Genomic DNA, 25324 nt, shown 5'->3' with positions numbered 1-25324 from the left:
CTAGCGTTTGACGTGTCTTCGGGGCCGCTTCACCGCCGGTCCCCGTCCCCAGCGCCCAACCGGCGCCGCAGACCGTGGAGTTCCATGAACCGATCGTTGATCATCGCCAGGATCGCACCGGGCACCGAGGCCGAAGTGGCCCGCGTCTTCGCCGCATCGGACGCCACCGACCTGCCGCGGGACATCGGGGTGCGTGAGCGCTCCCTCTACTCGCTCGGCGACCTCTACGTCCACCTCGTCGAGTTCGACCGGGACACCGAGGACGCCATGGCCGTGGCTCAACAGCTCCCGGGTTTCCGGGACATCAGCCGGCAGCTGGACCCCTTCATCTCCGCATACGACCCGCAGACGTGGCGTTCGCCGAAGGACGCGATGGCCCGTCGCTTCTACCACTGGCAGCCCTGAACACCTTCCGAAGGTTCCGACCGAGAGGCTCCGAGATGTCCGCACCACTTTTCACGCTCGCAGATCTGATGTCCCTGCTCACCACGAAGGCCGGTCTTCCCGTCGCCGCGCAGACCGCCGACCCCGCACTCGGCTTCGAGGACCTGGACCTCGACTCGCTGGCGTTTCTGCAGCTCCAGGGCGAACTCCAGGACACATACGGCTTTGAGCTCCCCGAGGAGGACTTCAAGGCCTGGACCTTCGGCCGGATCGTCGCGTACGTCGACGAGCGGGCCGCCGACCGCAGCCAGGCCGCCTGACCGGCCGGGGAGGACCGCCCGTATGACGATCGAACAGCAGGCCGGGCAGATCGGGCACACCGACAACTCGGTCTACATCGACGCCGACATCGACCTGGTCTGGGAACTGACCAACGACGTGTCGTCCTGGCCCCGGCTCTTCACCGAGTACGCGTCCGCGGAGATCCTGCACCAGGAGGGCGACACCGTCCGCTTCCGCCTCGCCCTGCACCCGGACGACACCGGCAAGGTGTGGAGCTGGGTCTCCGAGCGCACCGTCGACCGCGCCGCCCGGCGGGTGACCGCGCGCCGGGTGGAGCCCGGACCCTTCGTCCACATGGACATCCAGTGGTTCTACCAGCCGGAGGGCGACGGCACCCGGATGCGCTGGGTGCAGGACTTCAAGATGCGCCCCGACGCCCCGCTGGACGACGCGGGCATGACCGACCGGATCAACGCCAACACGCTGATCCAGATGGATGTCATCCGCCAGAAGATCGAAAAGGCCGAGGGCCGCGGACGCGACTGACGTCGGTTCGGCCGCACCTCGTCCGTGACCACCCGCACCAGTAACAGCGACCACTCGTACCACTGACAGCTTCACTGTGACCGAGGAGAGACGTGACCATCCAACACCCGGGGCGGCGTCCCACTGCCTCCGCGAGCGTCAGCCGCCACGACGTACCGTCCAACCGCCGCCGCGGCGGCGACATTCGTACCCTCCTCTCGCCGGCCACCGTGGGAGCCGAGGCAGGCTTCCTGGGCACGCTGACCCTGGAGCCGGGGGAGGTCGTCACCGAGCACTGGCACCCGTACTCGGAGGAGTTCCTGTACTGCGTGCGCGGCGAGATCGAACTGACCGCCGACGACGAGAAGCAGACGCTGGGCGCCGACCAGGCCGTGCACCTTCCGATCGGGGTACGGCACCGGCTCGTCAACGACGGCACCGAGACCGCGTTCCTGGTCTTCTGCCTGGGGCCGCTGGCGCCCCGGCCCGAACTCGGCCATGTCGACACCGAGCCGCTGCCGCAGGAACAGTCCGCGGGGAGCAGCCGATGACCGCGCTCGCACCCCTGGTCGCCGTGCGCGGCATCGAGCCCACCGCATCGGCGGCCGTACCGGCCGACGTCCGCTCCACACCGGACGGTGTGTCCGAGGCGGCCGGGCCGATCGGGTTGCTCGACGTCTTCTGCCTCGGTCCGCTGGCGCTGCGGCCCGAACTCGGCCAGCGGGACATCCGGTTGGCGCCGCTGACGGAGCACACCGGGAGCGCCCGATGAGCGGCGCCCGGCGGGTCGCCGTCACCGGGATCGGCGTCGTCGCACCCGGCGGCGTCGGCCGCGAGAACTTCTGGGACGCCCTCACCGCCGCCCGTACCGCGACTCGTCCGATCAGCCTCTTCGACGCCTCGGACTTCCGCTCGCGGATCGCCGCGGAGGTCGACTTCGACCCTGCCGCCCGCGGGCTCACCGTGCAGGAGATCCACCGCAACGACCGGTTCATACAGTTCGCGCTGGTGGCCGCCGACGAGGCCGTGGCCGACAGCGGTCTGCGCGACGGCGGTCCGGCGGCCGGCCCGCTGCTCGCCGACGGGGACCGCGTGGCCGTCAGCATCGGCAGCGCGGTGGGCGCCACCACCCGGCTGGAGGACGAGTACGTCCTGGTCAGCGGCAAGGGCGCCCACTGGGAGGTGGACCCGCGCTATGCGAGCCGCTTCCTGCACCACGCCCTGGTCCCGTCCGCCGCCGCCACCGAGGTGGCCGTCCGCTACGGCGCCCACGGACCGGCCACCGTCGTCTCGACCGGCTGCACCTCGGGCATCGACGCCATCGGCTACGGCAGCCAGCTCATCGAGGACGGCGACGCCGACATCGTGATCGCCGGCGCCTCGGACGCGCCGATCTCGCCCATCTCCATGGCGTGCTTCGACACGATCCGGGCCACCAGCGCCCGCAACGACGACCCGGAACACGCCTCACGCCCCTTCGACGGCACCCGCGACGGGTTCGTCATGGGAGAGGGATCGGCGGTGCTGGTCCTGGAGGAGTACGAGCACGCGGTGCGCCGCGGGGCACGCATCTACTGCGAGGTCTCCGGCTACGCCAACCGCTGCAACGCGTACCACATGACCGGGCTGCGGCCCGACGGAGCCGAGATGGCACAGGCCATCGGCGACGCGCTGCACCAGGCCCGGCTCGACCCCACCGGGATCGGCTACATCAACGCCCATGGGTCCGGCACCAAGCAGAACGACCGGCACGAGACCGCCGCCTTCAAGCGCAGCCTGGGCGAGCACGCCTACGCCGTACCGGTCAGCTCGATCAAGTCCATGGTCGGGCACTCGCTGGGCGCCATCGGATCCATCGAGGTCGCCGCGACCGCCCTGGCCATACAGCGGTCCGTGGTGCCCCCGACGGCCAACTACCAGGTCCCCGACCCGGAATGCGACCTCGACTATGTGCCGAACACCGCCCGCGAGCATCGCATCGACGCTGCGCTCTCGGTGGGCAGCGGCTTCGGGGGCTTCCAGTCGGCGATCGTCCTGACCCGTCCCGGACACCCCGCGAGGAGTGCGGCATGAGCGCGTCCCGAGTGCTGGTCACCGGAATCGGAGTGGTGGCCCCGAGCGGCGTCGGCGCCGAGGAGCACTGGGCCTCGCTGCTGCGGGGCGAGCTGAGCGTGGCACCGGTCGAGGGTTTCGACACCTCGCGCCACTCCGCCGTACTCGCGGGCCAGGTCCGCGGGTTCGTGCCCGCGGAGCACGTCGACGAACGGCTCATGGTGCAGACCGACCGCTGGAGCTGGATGTCCCTCGCGGCGGCGCGCATGGCACTGGACGACGCGAAGTACGACCCGGCCGACCATGACCCCTACGCCACCTCGGTGTTCCTCTCGGCGGGCTCCGGCGGCAACGAGTTCGGGCAGCGTGAGATCCAGGCGCTGTGGAGCCGGGGCCGGCGCGCGGTGGGGGCCTACCAGTCGATCGCCTGGTTCTATGCCGCGAGCACCGGCCAGGTCTCCATCAAGCACGGCACCAAGGGTCCGTCGGGTGTCGTCGTCAGCGAGGCCGCGGGCGGCCTGGACAGCATCGGCTGGGCCCGGCGGGCGCTGCGGCGCGGTACCTCGGCGGTGCTGGTCGGCGGTACCGAGGCCGGGATCACGCCGTACGCGCTGACCTGCCAGGCCACCAGCGGGCGGCTCAGCGGGGCACGGGAGCCGCGGCAGGGGTACAAGCCCTTCGACATCGGCGCCAACGGCCATGTGCCGGGCGAGGGCGGCGCGGTGCTGCTCCTGGAGGAGGCGGACGCCGCCGAGCGGCGCAGCGCCCCACGCGTGTGGGGGGAGATCGCGGGCTACGGCGCCACGCACGACGCGCACCACCACGAGGAGATCGCCCCGGACTCCACGCAGCTGGCCCGGGCCGTGCGGATCGCCCTGGACGACGCTGGGGTCGGCGCGGACCAGGTGGACCTGGTCGTCGCCGACGGAGCGGGCAGCCCCGAGCTCGACGCCCTGGAACTGGACGCGCTGGGTGCGGTCTTCGGGGGCCGTGCGACCCCTGTTCCGGTGACCGTGCCGCAGGGCTTCACCGGGCGGATGATGGCGGGCGGTTCGTCCCTGAACGTGGCCACCGCGCTGCTCGCGATGCGCGACGGGTTCGTGCCCGCGGTGGGCAACCTGGACCGGCCCGTGCCGGCGCCCGGCCTCGACCTGGTCCAGGGTTCCGCGCGCCGGACGCAGGTGCGTACGGCGCTGGTCGTCGCCCGCGGGTTCGGCGGCTTCAACAGCGCGCTGGTGCTGCGCGCGGCCTGAGCCGGGGCGGCCCGCAACCGAATGGAAATTCCCTGCACAACCGGTACTTGTCTCATGCCTGAGGAGCTCCGAAATGAACCGTTATGCCCTGGCTTTCCGTGTCCGGCCCGGCACCGAGCAGGACGTCGCCGAGCTGCTGTCGACCTATGACCCGCCGAAGCTGGAGATAGACGAGGAGACCCGGCTGCTCGGCACCGCCGTCTTCATGAAGGGCAACCTCGTCGTCCGCGTGATGGAGATCGAGGGCGATCTCGCCAAGGTCGCCCCGCACCTCGCCGCCGACCCGTCCGTCCAGGCGGTGGAGCGCAAGCTCAACGAGTACCTCGAAGAGCCCGTCGACCCCTCGGACCCCGAGGCCCGCCGCACCTTCCTGGCCAAGCGGCTGATGCACACCGTCCTGCACCGCGAGGCCCCCAAGCCCGCGGCCGAGTGAATTCCCGCCCTTCTCCGAGGAGTTGACATGCCCCGCTATGCCCTGCTGTACCCGGTGAAGCCGGACAAGGCCGAGATCGCCAAGCGCATCTTCGTCGGCAGCGGCGACCCGCCGCTGCGCGAGGGAGGCATCCGTCTGCACAGCACTTCGGTGTTCAGCAAGAACGGCCAGTTCGTACGGATCCTCGACCTCGACGGCGACCTGACCGCGGCGGTGGAGATGCTCTCCCGCGCCACCGCGGTGCACGACGTCGGCCGGCAGATGTCCCAGGTCTTCGAGGGTGACTACGACTTCACCACGCTGGACGGCCTGCGTGCCTTCTTCGCCGACAACCTGATGACCACGGTCACCGACCGCCGGGCCGAGGCGTCAGTCGGACACGAAGGAGCCGCCGCGTGAGCAGAATTGCGGTGCTCGGGCTGGGGGCGATGGGGCTTCCCCTCGCCCGCCGCCTGGAGGAGACGGGGCACACGGTGCGGGCCTGGAACCGGACACCGGGCCGCGCCGGTCTCGCGGAGTCCGGGATCGCGCTGGCGGCCACACCCGCCGAGGCGGCGGCCGGAGCGGAGTACGTGATCACGGTCCTCGCCGACGACGCCGCCCTGACCGCAACGCTGCAGGGCGGACTGCTCGACGCCCTCGGCGCCGGCCAACTCGTCCTGAACTTCGGCACAGTGGCCTCCGCGACGATCCGGGAACTCGCCCTCCGGGTGGCGGAGCGCGGGGCCGAACTCCTCGACATCGGGATGCTCGGCAACGCGGTGCACGCGGGACAGGGCGAGCTGCGGCTGTACGTGGGCGGGGCCCAGGACCAACTGGAGCGCGTCCAGCCCCTGTTGCGTGACCTCGCCAAGGAGGTCACGCACATCGGGCCGCTCGGCTCCGGCATGGACCTCAAACTGGTGCTCAATCTGCTGATGGGCCTGGAGATGCAGGCCCTCGGCGAGGTCGTCGCGCTCGGCGAATCCCTGGGACTGGACCGGTCCGTGGTCCTGGACTCGGTCACGGTCAGCGGCTTCAGCGCGCCGGTGATGGGCTTCAAGGCGCGCCGTATGGCTTCCGGCCGCTACGGCGCCCCCGACTTCCGCCTCGCCCTGATGACCAAGGACCTCCGCCTGGCCGAGCAGGCGGCGCACGCCCGCGACACCGCCCTGCCCATGACCGCGGCCGCCCATTCCGCCCACCACGACGCCGTGACCCGCGGCTGGGGCGACCTGGACTGCGCGTCCATCGCGCACGCGCTGCCCGGCGGCACACCGGACCCGTCGCACCGGGCGGCCGGGGGGCGGCCCGGGCCGCCCGGAAGCCGGCCGGGAGCGACCGCGGAAGCGGCCGGAGGTGCGCGGTGATCGTCGACATCCATGGGCATCTGTCGCCACCGGAGGCCGCCCGGCGGTTTCCGATGCCGCCGAGTCTGACCGATGTGGACGGGATGATCGCGGACCGCGAGGCCGCCGGAATCGATCTCACGATCATCGGGAGCCCGGTGGGCGCGGGCGCGATGATGCGCGTGCCGGGGGTGGACAACTACGCCCAGTCCCGCGACCGGTTGCGCGCCTTCCACGACTGGATGGCGGGGGTGTTCGCCCGCTTCCCGGACCAGCTGCGCGGCTACGTCTACGTGAACCCGTTCGGCGACGACGACCACTTCGAGGGCGTCCGGGAGACCCTCGCCAACCCTCACTTCGTCGGCCTGATCGTCAACTCCTCGGTGCAGGGCCGCTTCCTGGACGCGCCGGACGCGGACTCCTTCTTCGGCTTCGCCGACGAGATCGGCAAGCCGGTGCTGGTGCATCCGCCCGCGGAACCGGCGGGCGGCGCCGCGGTGACGGACTTCCGGTTTGTCGAACAGATCGTCCGGCACGCCGACATGGGCACCGGCCTCGCGATGATCGCCTTCGCCGGGTGGCTGGAGAAGTACCCCGACCTTACGGTCATCGGCTCCACGGGCGGCGGAGCGATCGCAACCCTGGCCGAACGCCTCGACGCCGCGGCCCGCCCCCGCCCATGGGGTGCCGGGGGTCCGCCTGCGGAAGGCTCCGCGGGACCGCCCGGCGTCGGGTCGGACGCCGCGGTCCGCCGCGACTCGTGGGGTGCCGGAGGCCCGCCCGCGCAGGGTTCCGCGGCACCGGCCGGTCCTCCGGCCGGCGCCCGGCCCGACGCCCCCGCCCGCCCGGCGGCCCCCGGCGCCTCCGTCCGGCGTATGTACGTCGACACCGCCGTCTCCAGCCAGGCGCACCTCAAGCTCAACGCGGAGGTCCTCGGCCCGGAGCGCATGCTCTTCGGCACCGACTCGCCGCCCCTGCCGCGCAAGCTTCCGGATCTGCTCCGCGCCGTAGAGCAACTGCCCTTCGACGAGGACGGCCGACGCGCCGTGCTCGGCGGCAACGCCGTACGTCTCTTCGGACTCGACCGGACGGCCGCGCCCGCCCTCGTCCCCCAGCCCACCGCGGAAAGGTCTCCGCATGTCTGACACCCTCTCCGAACGCCCCGAAGCACACGAGGGGCTGCTCGACGCCGAGCCGGCCGCCGACCGCGCCCGGATCGTCTTCCTGGTCCGCGTCCCGCTCGCCCGCACCGCCGACTTCCTGAACGCCTATCAGCAGATACGGCACCTCGTCGCGGGCGGCACCCCGGGCCATCTAGTGGACCAGCTCTGCCGGTCGGACACCGACCCCGAGCAGTGGCTGATCACCAGCGAGTGGCGGGACATGGCCTCCTTCCGCGCCTGGGAGAGCAGCGAGGAACACCGTGAACTGGTGCGACCGCTGCGCGAGGCGATGACGGAAGCGCGCTCGCTGCGCTTCTCCGTACGCGCCCAGACGTCCGCGGGCGAGGTGGTCTGAGATGTCCCGCGGACGTGTCCTCGTGGCCGGCGGCGGCATCGGCGGCCTCGCCACGGCGATCTCGCTGCGCCAACAGGGCTTCGACGCGGTCGCGTTCGAGCAGGCTCACAAGCTGGTCGCGATCGGCGCCGCCATCGGCGTCCAGACCAACGCCGTACGGGCCCTGCGGGAAATCGGCGCCGTGGACGACGTACTGCGCGCCGGCGTGCCCATCGAGCACTACCGCTACTACTCCTGGCGCGGCCACCGCCTGGTCTCCTGGCCGCAGGGCGACATCGGCCGCAGCATCGGCGAGCCCACCGTCGTCGTCCACCGCGCCCAGCTCCAGCAGGCGCTGCTGGACGCGCTGCCGGAGGAAGCGGTCCGGCTCGGCCGTACCGCCGTCGGCTACCGCGAGGACGAGGACGGCGTCACCCTGCTCTTCGAGGACGGAACCGAAGAGCGCGGGGAGCTGCTGGTGGGTGCCGACGGGCTGCGTTCGGTGATCCGCGGGCAACTGCTCGGTCCGGCCGAGCCCCGCTACTCCGGCTGGGTCGCACTGCGCGGCATCGCACCGTCATTCAGCCATCCCGCCGTGCCGATCGGCATCGCCCGCCAGACGCTCGGCAGCGGCCGCAGCTTCGGCATGTGGCACATCAGCGACGGGCGGCTCTACTGGGTGGCCACGATCGCGGTACCGGAGACCGTGCGGGACGTTCCCGGCGAGGCGCGCAAACGCTGGATCCTCGACCGGTTCCGCGACGCCCACGCACCTGTGGCCGAACTGATCGAGGCGACCCCGGCCGACGCGATCCTGCGCAACGAGATCCACGACCGCCCGCCCGCGCCGACCTGGAGCGGCCGCCGGGTCACCCTGCTCGGCGACGCGGCGCACCCCACCACTCCGGTCACCGGCCAGGGCGGCGGCCAGGCCATCATCGACGCGCACGTACTGGGCCAGGAGCTGGGCAGCCGCCCTGAGTTGACCACCACGTCGCTCGCCGAGGCCTTCGCGGCCTACGAGGCCCGACGGCGCCCCGTCACCTCCTCCATCACCGAGGAGGCACGGCGCATCGGCGCGATGCACCACTTCACCAGCCCGTTCCTGTGCCTGGGCCGCGACCTGTCCCTGAAGCTGACACCCCCACGCGTGTGGCGCCGCCGCATGGAGGACCGCCTGGCCTTCTGAGCCGGCGGGCGCTCGCCCGAAGCACCCCAACCCCGCGGGCCGACGAGGAACCCCCGCCTCGCCGGCCCGCGGCCCCTCCCGCACTTCAACCCTGTACGTCATCGACGCCTTGCAAAGGACGGTGTCTGTCACCCATGCCGGAGATACCGGAGATATCGGGGCTCCTGTTTTCCAGTGAGTCCGTCACCGAGGGCCATCCCGACAAGATCTGCGACCTGGTCAGCGACACCGTGCTCGACGCGTATCTCGCCCAGGACCCCACCGCCCGGGTCGCCGTCGAGACGATGGTGACCACCGGGCAGGTGCATGTCGCCGGAGAGGTGACCAGCTCCGCGACGGTGGACGTCCCGGCGGTCGTCCGCGAGGTCGTCCTCGGCATCGGCTACGACTCCTCGCTGAAGGGCTTCGACGGCGCCTCCTGCGGTGTCAGCGTGTCCATCGGCAGTCAGTCGCCCGACATCGCACAGGGCGTGGACACGGCGTACGAGACCAGGACCGGCGAGGCGACCGGGGACCTGGACCGACAGGGCGCCGGGGACCAGGGGCTGATGTTCGGGTACGCCTGCCGGGAGACGCCCGAGCTGATGCCGCTGCCGATCACGCTGGCCCACCGGCTGGCCCGGCGCCTCACCGCCGTGCGCAAGAACGGCGTGGTCCCCTACCTGCGTCCGGACGGCAAGGCACAGGTGTCGGTCGAGTACGCCGGCGGTGCCCCGGTGCGGCTGGACACGGTGGTCGTCTCGGCCCAGCACGCCGCCGATGTCGATCTCGCCGAGCTGCTCGAACCGGACGTCCGCGAGCACGTCATCGCCCCCGTACTGGCGGACCTGGCGATCGACACCTCCGCGGTGCGGCTGCTCGTCAACCCCACCGGACGGTTCGTCACCGGCGGCCCCATGGGCGACGCCGGCCTCACCGGACGCAAGATCATCGTCGATACGTACGGCGGCACGGCGCGGCACGGCGGCGGCGCCTTCTCGGGCAAGGACCCCTCGAAGGTGGACCGCTCGGCCGCGTACGCGATGCGCTGGGTCGCGAAGAACGCCGTCGCCGCCGGGCTCGCGGACCGCCTGGAGGTGCAGGTCTCGTACGCCATCGGAAAGGCCGCGCCGGTCGGCCTCTTCCTGGAGACCTTCGGCACCGAGACCGTGGATCCGCTGAAGATCCGGTCCGCGATCCTCGACGTGTTCGACCTGCGGCCGGCCGCGATCGTGCGCGACCTCGGGCTGCTGCGCCCGATCTACGCACCGACCGCCGCATACGGGCACTTCGGCCGGACGGACCTGGACCTGCCCTGGGAACGGCTCGACCGCGTCGACGGCCTGCGCCACGCGACCGGTCTCTGACGGGGGTACTCGGGTGCGTATCGCGGTCACCGGGTCCATCGCGACCGACCATCTCATGCTGTTTCCCGGCCGCTTCAGCGAACAGCTCGTCCCCGACCAGCTCGCCGCGGTCTCGCTGTCCTTCCTCGCCGATGAACTCGACATCCGCTACGGCGGTGTCGCGGCCAACATCGCCTACGGCCTCGGCATCCTCGGCCGGCGGCCCCTCCTGGTCGGGGCGGCCGGACGGGACTTCGGCGAGTACCGCGGCCGGCTGGAGGCCGCCGGGGTGGACACCGCGCAGGTCCGCGTGTCCGAAAGCAGGTACACGGCCCGCTTCGTGTGCACCACCGACGCCGACCAGAACCAGATCGCGACCTTCTACAGCGGGGCGATGACCGAGGCGGCCGACATCGACCTGGAGGAGGTGCTCGACCGCGCCGGCGGTGCCGACTTCGTGCTCGTGGGGCCCGACGACCCGACGGCGATGCTGCGGCACGCCGCCGCCTGCCGCAGACTCGGGCTTCCGTTCGCCGCCGATCCGTCCCAGCAGCTGGCCCGGATGACGGCGGCGGACGTGATGGCGATGATCGAGGGCGCCCGGTATCTGTTCACCAACTCCTATGAGCGGGCACTGCTGTTGCGCCTTGTCGGGCGCCCGGCGTCCGAAGTGCTGGAGCGGGTGGGGGCGTGGATCGTCACCCAGGGCCGGGAGGGCGTCCGTATCGACCGAGCCGGGTCCGGATCCGTGCACGTCCCGGCGGTGCCCGCGGTGTCCGTCACCGATCCGACCGGGGCCGGCGACGCATTACGGGCCGGTTTTCTGGCGGGTCTCGTGCGGGGTCTCGGCGACCGGGCGTCCGCACAACTCGGAGCCACTCTGGCGACTTTGGCTCTGGAATTTCCCGGAAGTCAGGGATATCGATGTACAGAAAGCGATCTCATCGCCAGGTCGGCTCAGCACTATGATGTACGTCCCATGCCGAGTTCGTCCCAAGTTCAGCGATAGTGAAGCGGTCACGGGTATAAATAAATGTCGACGCGCCACCTTCCAGGTGGACCGCATCCAACAGGCACCATGTCCGTGATTTACGGGGGACGTTCATGCACGCCTTGTCCATACATACATCCATGGTCGCCATACCAGGCGACGAACAGGCGGTTTCGGCCGTCGAATCCGGTGTCCGGGTGCTGATCTGCGAGCGCCAGGAGATCTATCGCATCGGTCTGCGGACGGTTCTGGAGGCCGACGACGGCCTGGCCGTCATCGGTGAGGCCGATTCGCAGGCGGAGCTCCTCTGCCTCGCCGCCAACCTGCGGCCGCACGTGGTCCTGGCCGGGGACCCGGGCCCGTGCTCCGCCGTACCGGAGGTCATCAAGGGCCTGAGCAGCCTGGGGGTCGGGGTGGTGGTGCTCACGGAGAAGTCGGGGGACGTTCCCATGATGCTGCTGGCGGGTGCCCGCGGCTATCTTCCCCGGCTGGCGCCGCCGGACCGGCTGCGCGACGCCGTACGGGCCGTGGCACGCAACGACACGGTGCTGGACTTCGATGCGACGGAGGCCCTGGTCCGGCAGCTCACCCAGGCGGCGTCCCGGGCGCCCGAGGTGTCCGGGGCCGCGTGCGGCGCCGAGTGCGGGCCGACGGAACCCGGTGCCGACATGGAGGGACTCACCCAGCGGCAGCTGGATGTGACCAGGCTGGTCGCCCGGGGGTTCAACAACTCCGAGATAGCGGCTCGGCTGCATGTCGGAGAGGCCACGGTGAAGAGCCATCTCGCCGCGGTGCTGCGCAAGTACGGGCTCCGAGACCGTACCCAGCTCGCCATCCTGGCGCTCCAGGCGCACCAGCGGTAGCCGGACGTGCGCCAGGGCGGGGGCTCTGGCGCACTGTCGCGCACGATGGTGGAATGGTCTAATTTCTGGTGATTACTCGGGGGTAACTGCCGTACGGCAGTGGTGGATCGGCGGAATGGCGGCTCCCGCGAGGCGTTGGCATCCTGTCCCAGGCCGATCAACACCCCCCCACTGGTCAGAGAGCCGACGACGCCTGAGGCGATCAGCTGAAACGGCATCGTCCTGTACACGCCGGCTCTGTGGCGCTGTTCGGAGGGATGGGGATGTACGTCGAACTCCTGGGGCCGTTCCAGGCGGGCGTGGGAGAGACATCGATCGTCCCCACCGCCGGGAAACCCCGCAATCTGCTCGCTCTGTTCGCCCTCAACCCGGGCATCCTGGTGACGAACCTCGTGATCACCGAGGAGCTGTGGGCGGGACACCCGCCCCGGCGTGCCACCAGCGCGATCCATGCCTATGTGATGCGCCTGCGGCATGCCCTGGCCTCCGCGTTGCCCTGTCACGGGCGGGGGCGACCGGACGCCAAGGAGATCCTTCAGACGGTGCCCGGCGGATACGTTCTGCGGCCGGGGGAGTGCTTCGCCAGCGATGCCGCGGACTTCAGGCGGCTGGTCGACCTGGGCAACCGGAGGGGCGAGGCCGGGGACCGTGACGAGGCCGCGCGGCTGCTGCACGCCGCGCTCGGCCTGTGGCGCGGCCCCGCGCTGGCCGATCTGCAGCCGGGCCCCGTGCTGGAGCGCGAGATCCTGGCGCTCGAAGAGCGTCGCCGCACCGCGACGGAACGGCGTATCGCGCTGGATCTGGAACTCGGCCGGCACCACCTCGTGCTCGATGAACTCACCGAACTCACCGCGCGAAACAGAACGCACGAATACCTTCATGCGCTTCATATGGTGGCACTTCAGCGAAGCGGCCGGCGAACGTCGGCAATTGAACTTTTCGAGCGCCTGCGTCGAGACATGGAAAAGGGACTCGGAACGGAACCGGCGGCCTGGATCAATCAACTCAGGCTGACCGTTCTGGACGCCGACGCGAATCTCGACAATCCGCTACCGAAAGAGATTCCTCCGGTTTACGGAGATCGCCCGGCGCGGTGAATTCAGGCGTCGGCGGTGCACGCGGCGGCGCCCCGAAGGCCTCCGCGGCGGCTGCTTCGTCGCCGGCATGTCATGCGCACCCCCTCCTCCCCTCCTCGTACATGTTCGAGCCAATCCTTTAGCAAGTCAAGGAACAGGCCGTCCGTCTTCTCCGTGTCGATGGCACAGTCTATCCTTGACTGATTCAAGGTTCAGGCAAGAACGAGCCCAAGGGTGTGAGCGCGTGACCACTGATGCCTCCCGGTCGGAGCCGGCGAGCAGTCCCGTGGGGGACTCATTGCGGAAGGAGATCTTCGAGCTCTTCTTCGTGCTGTTCGGGAAGCTGCGCGACCACTACGCGGGGACGGCGGCGGCCTTCGGTCTCACCCCGCAGCAGGCCAAGACCATCCGACTGGTCGGCGACCCGCGCTCCATGCGGGAGATCGCCGATGTGCTCCAGTGTGACGCCTCCTATGTGACCGGCATCGCCGACAAGTTGGAGGACAGCGGCCTCATCGAGCGCCGCCCGAGCCCGGCCGACCGGCGGGTCAAACAGCTCGCCCTGACCCCCAAGGGGCGGCGGCTGCGAGCGGCTCTGGAGGAGAAGCTCTTCTCCGCGGTGCCGGGTCTGGAGGGGATGTCCGGCGAGCAGCGTGAGGTGCTGTACGGCGCACTGCGCGCGATGTTCGACGCCTGCTGAGCCGGCGTCAAGGTCCCCGGACGGCGATAACCCTTGAATCAGTCAAGCATTGACTGATACCATCATCGGGCACATCCCAGTTGGCATGGGCGTCACCGTCCGGAAGGACCGAACATGGACTTGAGTGCACGAAGCCGCGGACCCGCCATCGAAGTAACCGGCCTGGTCCGCGAGTTCGCCAAGGGGCGCCGTGCCCTCGACGGTCTCGATCTGCACGTCGGCCACGGTGAGATCTACGGCCTGCTGGGGCCGAACGGGGCGGGCAAGTCCACCACCGTGAACATCCTGACCACACTGCTGCCGCCGACCGCGGGCACGGTGCGCGTCGCGGGCCATGACGTGGTCACCGAGGCGGGCCGGGTGCGCCGCTCGATCGGTGTCGCGATGCAGGACGTGTCGCTCGACCCGCTGCTGTCCCCCCGGGAGCACATGAAGCTCCAGGCGGCCCTGTACGGCCTCGGCCGAGCGGAGCGGAACCGGCGCAGCGAGGAGCTGCTGGCGGCCGTGGGGCTCACCGACCGGGCCGGCGACAAGGTGTCCACCTTCTCGGGCGGCATGAAGCGCCGCCTGGACCTGGCGCTCGCCCTGCTGCACCGGCCCGCCGTGCTCTTCCTCGACGAGCCCACCAACGGCCTCGACGTGCCGAGCCGTGAGGCGCTGTGGGAGCAGATACGCCGCCTCTCCTCGGAGGAGGGGGTGACGGTTTTCCTGACCTCCCAGTACCTGGAGGAGATCGATGTACTGGCCGGCCGCATCGGCATCGTGGACCGGGGCCGGATGATCGCCGAAGCGACGCCGGACGACCTCAAGGACCAGTTCGGGCAGCCCGCCATCGAGATCGTGCCGACCGCGGAGCAGCGCCAGGCCGCGGCCGACCTGCTGGCGGGCTTCGGCCCGCTCGGCTCCGCGGTGCGTCCCGGAGCCGTCGCCGTCCGGGTGACGAGCGTGGCCCGCGAACTGCCCGAGATCGTCCGGGCCCTGGACGCCGCGGACATCGTCGTCGAGCAACTCGAAGTACGCGCACCGACGTTGAACGACGTGTTCCTGTCGCTCACCGGCGACGGCCGGCAGGAGGCCGGGGACCTGCTCCCCGAGATGGCGTCATGAACACGACGCTGACCCAGGTGGCCTGGCTCGCCCGGCGCTCCGCGCTGCGGACGCTGCGCCGGCCCGCCGCCTTCCTCCCCATGCTGGGCTTCCCGGTGCTGCTGCTCGCCCTGTTCGCCGGCGGCCTCGACCTGTCCACGCGTGTCCCCGGGTTTCCCACGGACTCGTACTTCTCCTTCCTGCTGGCCGGCGGATTCGTCCAGGGCGCGCTGGTCGGAGGCGTGAACACCGGCCTCGACCTGGTGTCCGACGTACAGAGCGGATTCTTCGGCCGGCTGCTGCTGACGCCCATGAACCGGGGGCTGATCGTGCTCGCCCAGCTCTGCGGTTCCGCGATGCTCGCGGTGATCCAGTCCCTGATCTGCCTGCTCGCCGGCGGCGTGGTCGGGGTGTGGCCGCACTCCTTGGCCGAGGCGGTGGTGATCGTGGCGCTGAGTGCCGTCATGGGCATGGCCTTCAGCTCCTGCGGTGCCTTTCTGGCCCTGCGCACCCGTTCCTCCGAGGCGGTCCTCGCGACCTTCCCGCTGACCTTCGTCCTGCTGCTGTTCAGCTCGTTCTTCATGCCGAGGAACCTGATGACGGCCGGATGGTTCCGCACCCTCGCCTCCTGGAACCCGGTGACCTACCTCATCGAGGCCGTACGGGCGCCGCTCATCGGCGGCAACGTCGCACACGCCACCGGAGTCGGCTTCGCGATCGCGGCCGGGCTCGCCGCCGTCACGGTGTCCCTGACGGTGGGGCGCCTGAGCACCCGGACGGTGACGGTATGACCGCCACCACCACCCATGCCGCCGTCGTACAGCGGACCGGCAGCAGCCATGTCGCGCTCGGGATCGCGGCGCGCAACCTCCGCGCGGCGTTCACGACACCCTCCCTGTTCATGCCTCCGGTGGCCGCACCCCTGGTCTTCTTCATCGCGTTCGCCGGCGGGCTCTCCGTCCTCGCCGGGCAGCGGGGTTTCGACTTCCACGACGGCTACACGGCGTTCGAGTACGTCTTCGTGGCGCTGCAGGGCGCGGTCTTCACCGGGATCTTCAGCGGTCTCGCGCTCGCCCGCGACTTCGAGACCGGTGTCGCGCGCAGGTTCCTGCTCAGCGCGCGCAACCAGCAGGCGGTCGTGTGGGGGTACGTCCTGACCGCGATGGGCCGCGCACCGGTGGTCACGGTCATCCTGTACGCCCTGGGGGCCGCGGCCGGGATGCGGGTGAGCGCCGGCCCCGTCGAGCTGCTGCTGTTCTTCGTGATGAGCGAGCTGCTGGCGGCCGCCGGGGCGCTGTGGAGCTGCGGGATCGCGCTGCGGTTCAGGACCATGCAGGCCGCCCCGCTGGCCCAGCTCGTCGCCTTCCTCCTGGTCTACCTCGCACCGGTCTTCGCCCCGGTGGCCCTGCTCGCGCCCTGGCTGCGGGCGGTTGCGCGGGTCAACCCGTTCACCGTGCTCCTTGAGTCCGGGCGGGGCCTGATCCAGGGCGACGCGGTGCGGCTCGCGGCCTCGGGGGCCTGCCTCGCGGTGCTGCTCCTGCTGCTTCAGCTGTGGGTCGTGTTCGGCCTGCGCCGGGCGCGGGCGGCGGGGGCGTCATGACGCCCGCGAGCGAACCGCACGGAAATTCAGCGAACCGCACGGCAATTCGTCGAGAGAGGAGCTCCTCCACATGACCGGACGAACGACGGGCGAACCGTCGTCGCAGAACCGGATCTGCCTGGTCACCGGGGCCAGTTCGGGGATCGGACTGGAGACCGCACGCGGACTTGCCGCACGCGGCGCCGCCGTGGGCCTCGTCTGCCGGTCACCGGCCCGCGGACAGGCCGCGCTGCGCACGCTCAGCGAGGAGTTTCCCGCGGCCCGGCTGACCCTGTTCCAAGCCGACCTCTCCTCGCAGACGGAGATCAGGCGGCTGGCCGAGGACGTCAGGGAGCAACTGCCCGGTCTGAACGTCCTGATCAACAACGCGGGCACCATCGAGAAGGCGCACCGGACCTCGCCGGACGGCATCGAGCTGCAGTTCGCGACCAACTACCTCTCGCTGTTCCTGCTCACCTCGCTCCTCGCGGAGACGCTCACCGCGAACGCGCCGGCCCGCGTGGTCAACGTCGCCTCCGGGATCCACGGCCGCGCCCGGATGGACTGGGACGACCTCGTCTCGCCGCGGTCGTACGACGCCTTCCAGGCCTACGCCCGCTCCAAGTTCGCCGTCGTCGCCCACTCGAAGTCGGCCGCCCGGCGGCTGGCCGACAGCGGAGTGACCGTCAACTCCGTAGAGCCCGGACTGACGCGGACCGGCCTGCTCGACGACGCGAATGTCGGCATGTTCAAGGTGGTCCGGCGCTTCCTGCGCTTCGCGCCGACCGCCGCCCAGTCCGCGAGCCACCTCGTCCGGCTCGCCGTGGAGCCCGAGTTCGAGGGCGTCAGCGGCCTCTACTTCCGCAAGAGCAACCCGGCGAAGCCCGCGAAGGCGATCGCCGACCCGGAGGTCCTGCAACGTCTGTGGGCGTTCAGCGAGCGCCTGACCACGCAGCCCACACCGGACCGGGAGCCCTGAGCCACCCCGGGAAGTTCCGTCATCCGCACCACGTGACAGCACTGGACAGGAAGAGAAACTCCATGACTGAAACAGTTCCGCTGCCGGGCACGAGCGCGGGGCTCGCGACGCCCAACCCGCGGCGATGGCAGATCCTGATACTGCTCTGCCTCGTGCAGTTCATGCTGCTCCTCGACGACACGGTCGTGAACGTGGCGCTGCCGTCCATCCGGGCGGATCTCGGTTTCTCGCTGGCGAACCTCGCCTGGGTCGTCAACTCCTATGTGGTCGCCTTCGGCGGGTTCCTGCTGCTGGGCGGCCGGCTCGCCGACACGCTGGGCCGAAAGCGCATCTTCATGGTCGGCACCCTGGTGTTCGCACTCGGTTCGCTCGGCAACGGAGTGGCCCAGAGCCAGGGCATGCTGATCGGCTCCCGCGCGCTCCAGGGCCTCGGCGGCGCCCTCGCGGCACCCGCCGCGCTGTCCATGGTGGCCGTCCTGTTCACCGACCCCAAGGAGCGGACCCGTGCCCTGGGCCTGTGGGGTGCGCTGACCGGCCTCGGCGGTGCCACGGGCGTGGTCCTCAGCGGCGTGATCACCGATCTCGTCAACTGGCGCTGGATCTTCTTCGTCAACCTTCCGGTGGCGCTGATCCCGCTTCTGCTCCTGCCCCGTATCGCACCCGAGAGCCGTCGCACCGGCACCCGCGGGTTCGACGTGATCGGAGCGGTGACCATCACGTCGGGTTCGTCGATCCTCGTCTACGGCCTGCTGCACGCCTCCGACCACGGATGGGGTTCGACGGCCTCGGTGGCGAGCTTCGTCGCGGCGGCCGTGCTGCTCGCGGGCTTCCTGGTCCGGGAGCGCGTCGCCGACGACCCGCTGGTCCCGCTGTCCTTCTTCAAGCGGCGCGGCCCGACGATGGCCAACATCGGCCAGGTCCTGATGGCCTCGGCGAACTTCGGCACCTTCTTCCTGCTGACGCTCTACATCCAGCAGATCCTGGGCTACTCGCCGATGCGGGCCGGGCTGAGCTACATGGGCTTCTTCGTCGGTATCTTCCTCGGTTTCGGTACGGCGGCTCCGCTGATCCCCAGGATCGGCGTCCGGCCGATCATGACCGGCGGCATGCTTTTCCTCGCATCCGGCATGTTCTGGTTCGCCAACGCCCCCATGGACGGGAAGTACTGGTCGACCATCTTCCCCGGGTTCGTCCTCATGGCCGTCGGGATCGCCTGGACCTCGTTCTCCATCAACATCGCCGGAGTCAACGACGTACCGGAGCACCAGGCGGGCCTCGCCTCCGGTCTGCTGAACGCGAGCCAGCAGGTGGGCGGCGCGATCGGCCTCGGCGTACTGATCACGGTCAACTCCTCGCGCACCGGCCACCTTCTGCACGGTGGCGCGGCGCCCAAGGTCGCGCTGCTCGGCGGCACACATCTCGCGTTCGCCGTCGGTGGCGGTCTGCTGATCGCCGGCGCGGTGCTGACAGCCCTGCTGATCGGCCGCATCAAGCCCACCACCCTGCCGCCCATGGTCGTGCTGGAGGACCAGGGCGACGTCCAGATCGCGCGTTGAGACAGTCGAGACAAGGGAGTTGCCGTGACCGAGAACCCTTCACAGACGCAGGCACCCGGCCCCGGCGGACCGCCTGCCGGCTCGGAGAACCTGCTGCGCATCCTGACCAGCCCGTGGGTGGCGCAGGCCGTGTACACGGTGGCCAGGTTCGACATCGCCGACCGTCTCGCCGACGGCCCGCGGACCTCGGAGGAACTCGCCGAGGCCACCGGCCTCGACCCCGACGCCCTCTACCGGATCATGCGGACGCTCTCCTCCTTCGGAGTGTTCCGGGGCCTCGGTGACCGGAGGTTCGCCCTCGACACGGCGGGTCAACTGCTCCGCGACGGCGTACCGGGAACGCAGAAGTACTCGGCGCTGCTCTTCGGCGAGGAGACCTTCCGGTCCTGGGGAGAGGTCCTCCATTCGGCGCGGACGGGCCGCCCGGCGTTCGACGAGATCTACGGGAAGACGTTCTACGACTATCTCAGCGATCACCCGGCGGGTTCGGAGAACTTCAACCGGGTCATGGGCGGCGCCGCGATCGTGCCGCCGGTGGCCGAATCCTTCGACTTCGGGCCCTACAAGCATGTGGTGGACGTGGGCGGGGGCACCGGTGCGCTCCTGGTGAGCATCCTGTCCCGGCACCCGCATCTGTCCGGGACGTTGTTCGACCTGCCCGAGGCGATCACCCAGGCGGAACAGGAACTGGACGGGCCGGTGCGCGAACGGTGCTCCCTGGCCGCAGGGAGCTTCCTGGACCGGGCCCCGGCCGGCGGTGACGTCTATCTGCTCTCGCGCGTCCTGCACAACTGGGGGGACGGAGACGCGGCGGCGATCCTGCGCAACGTACGGGCGGCGATGAGCCCCGGCGGCCGCCTCCTCATCTTCGAGCGCTTCCTGCCCGACGACGACTCACCCCACATGGGCAAGATCTTCGACCTGGTCATGCTGGTCGTCCTCGGCGGCCGCGAACGAAGCTCCAACGAGTACGGGGCCCTGCTCGCCGAGACCGGCTTCCGCCCCGTACGCGAGATCGAAGGCCCGCGGAACATGGGGTTGCTGGAGGCCGAGGCAATCTGACCGCCCCCGCCGACCGCTCTGCGGCGCGAACCGGCGCGAACCGGCGCGACATCCTGTCGCACTTCCGGCCGGCTCGCGCCGCAGAGCGTCTTCTTCTGCTCTTCTTCTGCTCTTCCTCTGCCAGGAGGTTCCATGACCGGCGTCGGCCGGCAGCTGTCCGGGCTCGTACCGTCCTGGCCCGCCGCCTTCGGGGCGGATCCCGCAGGCGCACGACTGCGGCGGATCGAGCAGTCGCCGAACTACTCCGAGGGAGCGTTCAACAACCCCCTCGGCCCCCCTGACCGGCCCAGTCTCCGCGGTCTGGTCAGGGCGCTGCCGGTCCAGATGCGGGCGTCTGCGCTGCCCGGACGCAAGCCGGAGCGACCCGTTCCCGTGTACGGGAACACACTCGCGGACCTCGCCGTACCGCCCGTCTCCGGGCTGCGCCTGACCTGGATGGGACATGCCACGGTCCTGGCCGAGATCGACGGGCGGCGGGTGCTGTTCGACCCGGTGTGGAGCGAGCGCTGCTCGCCGTTCGACTTCGTGGGACCCCGGCGGCTGCACCCGCCGCCGGTGCCGCTGGAATCGCTGACCGGCCTCGACGTGGTCGTCATCTCCCATGACCACTACGACCACTTGGACATGCCGACCATCCGCACTCTCGTGGACCACGACGTGGTCTTCGCCGTACCGCTCGGCGTCGGCGCGCACCTGGAGCACTGGGGTGTTCCGTCCCAGCGGCTGTGCGAGCTGGACTGGAACGAGTCGGCCCAAGTGGCAGGACTGACCCTGACCGCCGTACCCGCGCGGCACTTCTGCGGGCGCGGACCGCTCGGCCGCCGGCCGACCCTGTGGGCGTCCTGGGTGGTCGGCGGGGACGAGCACCGCGTCTATCACAGCGGTGACACCGGGTACTTCCCCGGATTCACGGAGATCGGCGAACGGCACGGCCCGTTCGACGCGACGATGATCCAGGTCGGTGCCTACAGCGAGCTCTGGCCCGCCAACCACATGACGCCCGCCGAAGGCATGCGCGCGCACGCCGACCTGTCCGGCGGCACACCCTCGGGCGTCATGCTGCCGATCCACTGGGGCACCTTCGACCTCGCACCGCACCCCTGGGCGGAACCCGCGGAGGGCACGGTGGCAGCCGCGCGGGAGCTGGGCGCACGGATCGCCACACCCCGCCCCGGCGCCCCCTTCGAGCCCGCCGCCGATCAGCCCGAGGACTGGTGGTGGCGGGCGGCCGCCGTAGCACCGGAAGGGGGCTGGCCGGAGCATCCTGGCGCGGTCACCGGGACGAGTACGATTCTGGAATGAGTCCTCGCGCCACCCGGAAACCCGCCGAATCCCCCGGTGACGTCCTGCTGCAGGGAGAGATCTTCGAGCTCTTCTACGCACTTTTCGGAAGGCTGCGGGACCACTACGCCGAGACGGCCGCGTCGTTCGGCCTCACACCGCAGCAGGCCAAGACCGTCCGGCTCATCGGCGAGCCGCGGTCCATGCGGGAGATCGCCGTGGACCTGCAGGTCGACGCCTCCTACGTCACCTCCATCGCAGACCAGTTGGAGGACGCCGGCCTGGTGGAGCGACGGGTGAGCCCGAGCGACCGAAGGATCAAACAGCTCGCGCTCACCACGAAGGGCCGACGCACCCGGACCGCACTCGAGACGCGGCTCTTCTCGGAGGTGCCCGGTCTGAAGGCGATGCCCGCCGAGCGCCAGTCGGAGCTGCGGGACGCACTCAGAGAGATGTCGGACGGCATCTGACCCCTCCGCCGGTCCCCTCCCAAAATGCTGGAATGATTCATTCATTGAGTCAGTCATGCATATACTCGTGGGTGAGTCGGGGAGGGGGCTGCCAGATGGCAAGAACCGCAAGAACCGCAAGACACCTACGTTTCTTTCTCCATCCGTACGTCCTGCGGCTGCGGACCACCCTGCTGATCCGCCGGGTGGTCCTCGGGACATGGCGTGGCTTCATCGAACTCGGCCGGACGTGGTACGCGGCAGGGGAGCGCGGCGCCGAGGAAACGCCGAGGGGCCCTGCCCTGCGGGGACCCGGCCCCGGGCATCCTGAACGTGTCATCAGGGGGCTGCCGTTGACGGATGAGGAGCTGTTGCTGTGGACGGAGTTCGCCAGGACCCGTTCCGCGACGCGCCGTTGAGCGCGAGAGATCCGCTGGGGGCCGTACGTCACCAACTCGCCGTATACGGAACGGTGTTGGCGTGGGGTTCCGTCGCCGACTGGCTCCCGGCCGGGTGGGACGGCCAAACGCCCCCGCCCGGGCTGGATCCGGCCGACCGGCGTCGGCTCGCAGCGCTTCGGCATCCGCACGTACGGGACCGGCTGCTGGCGTCGAGGCTGCTGGCCAAGGAGGTCGCCGCCGCGGCGCTCGGCACCGTACCGTCCCGGATCGCCCTGGCCCGCGAACCGGGGGGTCGTCCCACGCTCGACGGCCGGCCCGGCATGGGCATCAGCCTCAGCCACACCGACGATCTGATCCTGGTGGGGCTCTGCCGCGGCGGGCGGATCGGCGTGGACGCGGAGCGGGCGGACCGGCGACTCCCGGCCGCCGACGCTCTGCGCAGACACCATTGCAGCCCCGAGGAGCGCGCCTGGCTCGCATCCCTTCCGGAGGCGGAACAGGAGGCCGAGCTGGTGCGCCTGTGCACGCTGAAGGAGGCGTACGCGAAGGCGGTCGGACTCGGCCTGAGCCTCGACTTCGCCGCGCACGGGTTCCTGCCGCGGCGTACGGAGGGCGGACGGCACAAGTCGGCCACCTACGACCTGGTGGCGACCCGCGCACGCACCGGGGCCGAGAACATCAGGAACGTTCGGAACGAGAGGTGGAGCTTTGCCTGCCACATCGTCGAAGGACCGTACGCACTCACCGTCGCCCGCAGCCACGACCGAGCCGTGTGAGGCGGACGCCGTGGTCCCGCGCCGTCGGCGCGGTCCGCTGCTGGAGTCCGCGATCCTGGACGCGGTGATCGCGGAGCTGAGCCGGGTCGGCTGGGCGGACCTGACCATGGAGGGCGTGGCCGCGGGCGCGGCGACGGGCAAGAGCGCCATCTACCGCCGCTGGCCGTCCAAGGAATCCCTGGTGGCCGCGGCGCTGCGCCACGCACTGCCGGAGCGGATCGAGTGCCCCGAACTCGGCACCGCGCGGGACGAACTCCTCGTACTCGCACTCTCCTTGCACAGACTCATGACCTCGCCGTACGGAATCGCGCTCCGCGCCGTACTCGAAGGATGCGACGCCGTGTCCCTCAGCCCGTTCGCCCGTCTCTTCACGACCACCGTCGCGGAGCCGGCCAAGCGATGCGCCCGCATGATCGTCCGCCGCTCCGGCCACACCACCGCCCACACGGACACGATGGCCGACATGGCCGTCGAGGCCGTACTGGCGCTGCTGCTGTACCGACCCAGGTTCGGCGCGGGGCCCCTTGCGGAACGGGAACTGCGGGGGCTGGTCGATGATGTGATCCTGCCGGTCGTGGGGGCCTGAAACCGCCCTCCCCCCGGACAACTGCCCGAGGCCGAGGAGGATCCCTCACCGGGGGAGAAACACCGGCGCCCGACCGTCCATGGCCCGCCGGGCTGCAGCGGTGGCGATCGGCCCGTCGAGGCCGCACCGTAAGCTGCGCCGGGGTTCTGATTCAGGGGATGGAGGCGCGGGTGGAGGATACGGTCCTCGGCGACCGGTACGAACTGGTCGAGAAGCTCGGTCAAGGTGGCATGGGTACGGTCCATCGCGGGGTGGATCGTCGGCTGCGCCGCACTGTCGCGGTGAAACAGCTCTCGTCGGTGCTGGCCCATGATCCGCAGTCGCGAGCCCGTTTCCGGCGTGAGGCGCACGCGGCTGCCGCGCTGAACCATCCGGCGGTGGCCACCATCCACGACGTCGGCGAGGAGCCGCATCCGGATGGCCCGCGGCCGTACCTGGTCATGGAGTACGTGCAAGGCGCCACGCTCGCCGAGGTCCTGCAAGGCGGCCCACTGCCCGTCGTCGACGCCATCAACACGGCATGCGCGGTGCTGGACGCGCTGCGGCACAGCCACGAGTGCGGGATCGTGCACAGGGACATCAAGCCCTCGAACATCATGCTGACGGGACCTGACACCGTGAAGGTCCTCGACTTCGGCATCGCCAAGGCCTTCACCGAGAACGCCACCCGCATCACCGGGAGCGGCGCGGCGATCGGCACTCCCGCCTACCTCTCCCCCGAGCAGATCAATGGATCGGAGATCGACCATCGGGCCGATCTGTACGCGATGGGCTGTCTGCTGCACGAACTGCTGACCGGGCAGCCCCCGTTCCGTGGCGAATCGCCCTTCTCCGTCATGCATCAGCACCTGTTCGCCGCACCCGAGCCGGTCTCCCTGCTGAGACCGCAGATACCGCCGGCGGTGGAGGCGGTGATCCTGCGCGCCCTGGGCAAGGACCCGAAGGAACGGTTCGCCGATGCCGGGCAGATGCGCGCAGCCCTCGTCGACGCCCTCACCCAGGCCTCCATGCCGACGGTCCAGGCCCCCACGCCCGGCCCCCCGGCGACGCGATCCGACGCCCGAACCGCTCTCCGAGACAGGTTCCGTTTCTCACTGCGCCCCTCCGCCGACAGCGCTCTGGCTCTGCTCGGATGCCTGCTCTCGCTGCTGTGCGCACGTGGCCGACTGGTGGACACCGCTCACTTCGGCTGGGTCGCCATCGCGGCCGGCGCCGTGGGCCTGGTGACGCTGCCGTGGTCCACACGCCTGTCGTGCGCGGTGAGTTGGGGACCGGTGGCCGAGGCCCTGGCGGTCAACTCCGAACTGCGGCGCGCCTACATCGGGTGGCACCACTCGTACGTCGCCATCGCCGCCCTGCTGGCACTGGCCGCCGCCTGCTGCCTCATCAGCGCGGCACGCAGCCGGGAGCGCGGCGCCGGCTCACTGGTCGCCTTCTGGTTCACTGCCACCGCATCGATCTGGTACTTCCTCGACGACCTGCACAAACTCTTCGTCTTCTATCTGCTCCTGGCGTTGGTCGCCGTTGCCGCCGTGTCGTGGGAGGCGGTCGAATTCGTGCGGCACCGGGCCGGAGATAGAGGACGACGACGTGCCTTCGGCCCTCGGTGACCCTCCGCCGGTCTGGGAGGACGTAGACGTGCCGTCTGCCTTCAGTGACCAGCCGCCGCAC

At 70.5% G+C, this 25324-nt stretch carries 30 protein-coding genes; all 30 read left to right on the top strand.

Translation table 11 applies throughout. The features are described 5' to 3' along the window. Window positions 1-84 precede the first annotated feature (84 nt). The 30 genes from P2Q00_RS17465 to P2Q00_RS17325 all read left to right on the top strand — a co-directional run bounded on the left by P2Q00_RS17465 (window position 85) and on the right by P2Q00_RS17325 (window position 25263). Window positions 85-405 (top strand): TcmI family type II polyketide cyclase, encoded by a 321-nt coding sequence (locus P2Q00_RS17465; protein ID WP_275773463.1) that lies wholly within the window; start codon window positions 85-87, stop codon window positions 403-405. Window positions 406-440: 35 nt separating this feature from the next. Next, window positions 441-704, top strand: coding sequence for an acyl carrier protein (locus P2Q00_RS17460; protein WP_275773462.1), 264 nt, complete (start codon window positions 441-443; stop codon window positions 702-704). Between the two features lie 22 nt (window positions 705-726). Beyond that, entirely contained in the window at window positions 727-1212 is a 486-nt protein-coding gene (locus P2Q00_RS17455; RefSeq protein ID WP_275773461.1) for an SRPBCC family protein, read from the top strand. Window positions 1213-1304: 92 nt separating this feature from the next. Further along, window positions 1305-1742: a cupin domain-containing protein gene (locus tag P2Q00_RS17450; protein WP_275773460.1), complete on the top strand. Its 438-nt coding sequence runs from the start codon at window positions 1305-1307 to the stop codon at window positions 1740-1742. Next, on the top strand, window positions 1739-1963 hold the full coding sequence (locus P2Q00_RS17445) for a hypothetical protein (RefSeq protein ID WP_275773459.1): 225 nt from the start codon (window positions 1739-1741) through the stop codon (window positions 1961-1963). Before P2Q00_RS17450 ends, P2Q00_RS17445 begins: the two co-directional genes overlap by 4 nt. Beyond that, window positions 1960-3264, top strand: a complete 1305-nt coding sequence (locus P2Q00_RS17440; RefSeq protein WP_275773458.1) for a beta-ketoacyl-[acyl-carrier-protein] synthase family protein — start codon at window positions 1960-1962, stop codon at window positions 3262-3264. Before P2Q00_RS17445 ends, P2Q00_RS17440 begins: the two co-directional genes overlap by 4 nt. Beyond that, window positions 3261-4496 carry a beta-ketoacyl synthase N-terminal-like domain-containing protein gene (locus P2Q00_RS17435; RefSeq protein ID WP_275773457.1) on the top strand — a complete coding sequence of 412 codons (1236 nt, stop codon included), beginning with the start codon at window positions 3261-3263 and terminating at the stop codon, window positions 4494-4496. The genes P2Q00_RS17440 and P2Q00_RS17435 overlap by 4 nt, the downstream gene beginning before the upstream one ends. A 73-nt stretch (window positions 4497-4569) precedes the next feature. Further along, window positions 4570-4929, top strand: coding sequence for a SchA/CurD-like domain-containing protein (locus P2Q00_RS17430; RefSeq protein WP_275773456.1), 360 nt, complete (start codon window positions 4570-4572; stop codon window positions 4927-4929). A 27-nt stretch (window positions 4930-4956) separates the two neighbouring features. Next, window positions 4957-5328 (top strand): SchA/CurD-like domain-containing protein, encoded by a 372-nt coding sequence (locus tag P2Q00_RS17425; protein WP_275773455.1) that lies wholly within the window; start codon window positions 4957-4959, stop codon window positions 5326-5328. Beyond that, complete coding sequence (locus tag P2Q00_RS17420) at window positions 5325-6278, top strand: NAD(P)-dependent oxidoreductase (RefSeq protein ID WP_275773454.1); 954 nt, start codon at window positions 5325-5327, stop codon at window positions 6276-6278. Before P2Q00_RS17425 ends, P2Q00_RS17420 begins: the two co-directional genes overlap by 4 nt. Continuing rightward, entirely contained in the window at window positions 6275-7402 is a 1128-nt protein-coding gene (locus tag P2Q00_RS17415; protein WP_275773453.1) for an amidohydrolase family protein, read from the top strand. Before P2Q00_RS17420 ends, P2Q00_RS17415 begins: the two co-directional genes overlap by 4 nt. Continuing rightward, window positions 7395-7775: an antibiotic biosynthesis monooxygenase family protein gene (locus P2Q00_RS17410; protein WP_275773452.1), complete on the top strand. Its 381-nt coding sequence runs from the start codon at window positions 7395-7397 to the stop codon at window positions 7773-7775. Before P2Q00_RS17415 ends, P2Q00_RS17410 begins: the two co-directional genes overlap by 8 nt. 1 nt (window position 7776) lies before the next feature. Continuing rightward, window positions 7777-8943 carry an FAD-dependent monooxygenase gene (locus P2Q00_RS17405; RefSeq protein ID WP_275773451.1) on the top strand — a complete coding sequence of 389 codons (1167 nt, stop codon included), beginning with the start codon at window positions 7777-7779 and terminating at the stop codon, window positions 8941-8943. A gap of 152 nt (window positions 8944-9095) precedes the next feature. Then, the gene (gene metK / locus P2Q00_RS17400; RefSeq protein WP_275773602.1) at window positions 9096-10289 is read left to right on the top strand and encodes a methionine adenosyltransferase; all 1194 of its coding nucleotides are present in this window, start codon (window positions 9096-9098) and stop codon (window positions 10287-10289) included. A 13-nt stretch (window positions 10290-10302) separates the two neighbouring features. Continuing rightward, window positions 10303-11277: a carbohydrate kinase family protein gene (locus tag P2Q00_RS17395; protein ID WP_275773450.1), complete on the top strand. Its 975-nt coding sequence runs from the start codon at window positions 10303-10305 to the stop codon at window positions 11275-11277. A gap of 122 nt (window positions 11278-11399) precedes the next feature. Then, window positions 11400-12122, top strand: a complete 723-nt coding sequence (locus tag P2Q00_RS17390) for a LuxR C-terminal-related transcriptional regulator (protein ID WP_275773449.1) — start codon at window positions 11400-11402, stop codon at window positions 12120-12122. 263 nt (window positions 12123-12385) lie between these two features. Beyond that, window positions 12386-13219, top strand: a complete 834-nt coding sequence (locus P2Q00_RS17385) for an AfsR/SARP family transcriptional regulator (RefSeq protein WP_275773448.1) — start codon at window positions 12386-12388, stop codon at window positions 13217-13219. A 223-nt stretch (window positions 13220-13442) separates the two neighbouring features. Beyond that, window positions 13443-13898, top strand: coding sequence for a MarR family winged helix-turn-helix transcriptional regulator (locus tag P2Q00_RS17380; protein WP_275773447.1), 456 nt, complete (start codon window positions 13443-13445; stop codon window positions 13896-13898). A gap of 120 nt (window positions 13899-14018) precedes the next feature. Beyond that, on the top strand, window positions 14019-15005 hold the full coding sequence (locus tag P2Q00_RS17375; RefSeq protein ID WP_275773446.1) for an ATP-binding cassette domain-containing protein: 987 nt from the start codon (window positions 14019-14021) through the stop codon (window positions 15003-15005). Beyond that, window positions 15002-15775, top strand: a complete 774-nt coding sequence (locus P2Q00_RS17370) for an ABC transporter permease (RefSeq protein WP_275773445.1) — start codon at window positions 15002-15004, stop codon at window positions 15773-15775. The genes P2Q00_RS17375 and P2Q00_RS17370 overlap by 4 nt, the downstream gene beginning before the upstream one ends. Next, the gene (locus tag P2Q00_RS17365) at window positions 15772-16584 is read left to right on the top strand and encodes an ABC transporter permease (protein ID WP_275773444.1); all 813 of its coding nucleotides are present in this window, start codon (window positions 15772-15774) and stop codon (window positions 16582-16584) included. Before P2Q00_RS17370 ends, P2Q00_RS17365 begins: the two co-directional genes overlap by 4 nt. A gap of 70 nt (window positions 16585-16654) precedes the next feature. Then, window positions 16655-17542, top strand: coding sequence for an SDR family NAD(P)-dependent oxidoreductase (locus P2Q00_RS17360; protein WP_275773443.1), 888 nt, complete (start codon window positions 16655-16657; stop codon window positions 17540-17542). A 62-nt stretch (window positions 17543-17604) separates the two neighbouring features. After that, window positions 17605-19098: a DHA2 family efflux MFS transporter permease subunit gene (locus tag P2Q00_RS17355; protein WP_275773442.1), complete on the top strand. Its 1494-nt coding sequence runs from the start codon at window positions 17605-17607 to the stop codon at window positions 19096-19098. Window positions 19099-19122: 24 nt separating this feature from the next. Continuing rightward, the gene (locus tag P2Q00_RS17350) at window positions 19123-20160 is read left to right on the top strand and encodes a methyltransferase (RefSeq protein WP_275773441.1); all 1038 of its coding nucleotides are present in this window, start codon (window positions 19123-19125) and stop codon (window positions 20158-20160) included. 132 nt (window positions 20161-20292) lie between these two features. After that, a complete protein-coding gene (locus P2Q00_RS17345; protein WP_275773440.1) occupies window positions 20293-21462 on the top strand; it encodes an MBL fold metallo-hydrolase in 1170 nt (389 codons plus the stop codon). After that, window positions 21459-21911 carry a MarR family winged helix-turn-helix transcriptional regulator gene (locus P2Q00_RS17340; protein WP_275773439.1) on the top strand — a complete coding sequence of 151 codons (453 nt, stop codon included), beginning with the start codon at window positions 21459-21461 and terminating at the stop codon, window positions 21909-21911. Before P2Q00_RS17345 ends, P2Q00_RS17340 begins: the two co-directional genes overlap by 4 nt. A 32-nt stretch (window positions 21912-21943) precedes the next feature. Then, window positions 21944-22309, top strand: coding sequence for a DUF6059 family protein (locus P2Q00_RS50940; protein WP_369293668.1), 366 nt, complete (start codon window positions 21944-21946; stop codon window positions 22307-22309). Beyond that, window positions 22267-23067: a 4'-phosphopantetheinyl transferase family protein gene (locus P2Q00_RS17335; protein WP_275773438.1), complete on the top strand. Its 801-nt coding sequence runs from the start codon at window positions 22267-22269 to the stop codon at window positions 23065-23067. Before P2Q00_RS50940 ends, P2Q00_RS17335 begins: the two co-directional genes overlap by 43 nt. A 10-nt stretch (window positions 23068-23077) precedes the next feature. Beyond that, window positions 23078-23653 carry a TetR/AcrR family transcriptional regulator gene (locus P2Q00_RS17330; protein WP_275773437.1) on the top strand — a complete coding sequence of 192 codons (576 nt, stop codon included), beginning with the start codon at window positions 23078-23080 and terminating at the stop codon, window positions 23651-23653. A 170-nt stretch (window positions 23654-23823) separates the two neighbouring features. After that, a complete protein-coding gene (locus tag P2Q00_RS17325; protein ID WP_275773436.1) occupies window positions 23824-25263 on the top strand; it encodes a protein kinase domain-containing protein in 1440 nt (479 codons plus the stop codon). The last annotated feature ends 61 nt before the right edge of the window (window positions 25264-25324 follow it).

The sequence above is a fragment of the Streptomyces coacervatus genome (assembly GCF_029223485.1).
GTDB lineage: Bacteria > Actinomycetota > Actinomycetes > Streptomycetales > Streptomycetaceae > Streptomyces > Streptomyces coacervatus.
The sequence above is the reverse complement of the archived record's forward strand: the minus strand, read 5'-3'. Positions and strand labels throughout refer to the sequence as shown.

Excerpts from the sequence above, each read along its gene's own strand:
- P2Q00_RS17370 (WP_275773445.1), top strand. The coding sequence starts at position 15,002 with ATGAACACGACGCTGACCCAGGTGGCCTGGCTCGCCCGGCGCTCCGCG.
- P2Q00_RS17445 (WP_275773459.1), top strand. The coding sequence starts at position 1,739 with ATGACCGCGCTCGCACCCCTGGTCGCCGTGCGCGGCATCGAGCCCACC.
- P2Q00_RS17425 (WP_275773455.1), top strand. The coding sequence starts at position 4,957 with ATGCCCCGCTATGCCCTGCTGTACCCGGTGAAGCCGGACAAGGCCGAG.
- P2Q00_RS17460 (WP_275773462.1), top strand. The coding sequence starts at position 441 with ATGTCCGCACCACTTTTCACGCTCGCAGATCTGATGTCCCTGCTCACC.
- P2Q00_RS17340 (WP_275773439.1), top strand. The coding sequence starts at position 21,459 with ATGAGTCCTCGCGCCACCCGGAAACCCGCCGAATCCCCCGGTGACGTC.
- P2Q00_RS17455 (WP_275773461.1), top strand. The coding sequence starts at position 727 with ATGACGATCGAACAGCAGGCCGGGCAGATCGGGCACACCGACAACTCG.
- P2Q00_RS17440 (WP_275773458.1), top strand. The coding sequence starts at position 1,960 with ATGAGCGGCGCCCGGCGGGTCGCCGTCACCGGGATCGGCGTCGTCGCA.
- P2Q00_RS50940 (WP_369293668.1), top strand. The coding sequence starts at position 21,944 with ATGATTCATTCATTGAGTCAGTCATGCATATACTCGTGGGTGAGTCGG.
- P2Q00_RS17430 (WP_275773456.1), top strand. The coding sequence starts at position 4,570 with ATGAACCGTTATGCCCTGGCTTTCCGTGTCCGGCCCGGCACCGAGCAG.
- P2Q00_RS17365 (WP_275773444.1), top strand. The coding sequence starts at position 15,772 with ATGACCGCCACCACCACCCATGCCGCCGTCGTACAGCGGACCGGCAGC.
- P2Q00_RS17360 (WP_275773443.1), top strand. The coding sequence starts at position 16,655 with ATGACCGGACGAACGACGGGCGAACCGTCGTCGCAGAACCGGATCTGC.
- P2Q00_RS17405 (WP_275773451.1), top strand. The coding sequence starts at position 7,777 with ATGTCCCGCGGACGTGTCCTCGTGGCCGGCGGCGGCATCGGCGGCCTC.
- P2Q00_RS17390 (WP_275773449.1), top strand. The coding sequence starts at position 11,400 with ATGGTCGCCATACCAGGCGACGAACAGGCGGTTTCGGCCGTCGAATCC.
- P2Q00_RS17410 (WP_275773452.1), top strand. The coding sequence starts at position 7,395 with ATGTCTGACACCCTCTCCGAACGCCCCGAAGCACACGAGGGGCTGCTC.
- P2Q00_RS17385 (WP_275773448.1), top strand. The coding sequence starts at position 12,386 with ATGTACGTCGAACTCCTGGGGCCGTTCCAGGCGGGCGTGGGAGAGACA.
- P2Q00_RS17465 (WP_275773463.1), top strand. The coding sequence starts at position 85 with ATGAACCGATCGTTGATCATCGCCAGGATCGCACCGGGCACCGAGGCC.
- P2Q00_RS17435 (WP_275773457.1), top strand. The coding sequence starts at position 3,261 with ATGAGCGCGTCCCGAGTGCTGGTCACCGGAATCGGAGTGGTGGCCCCG.
- P2Q00_RS17355 (WP_275773442.1), top strand. The coding sequence starts at position 17,605 with ATGACTGAAACAGTTCCGCTGCCGGGCACGAGCGCGGGGCTCGCGACG.
- P2Q00_RS17345 (WP_275773440.1), top strand. The coding sequence starts at position 20,293 with ATGACCGGCGTCGGCCGGCAGCTGTCCGGGCTCGTACCGTCCTGGCCC.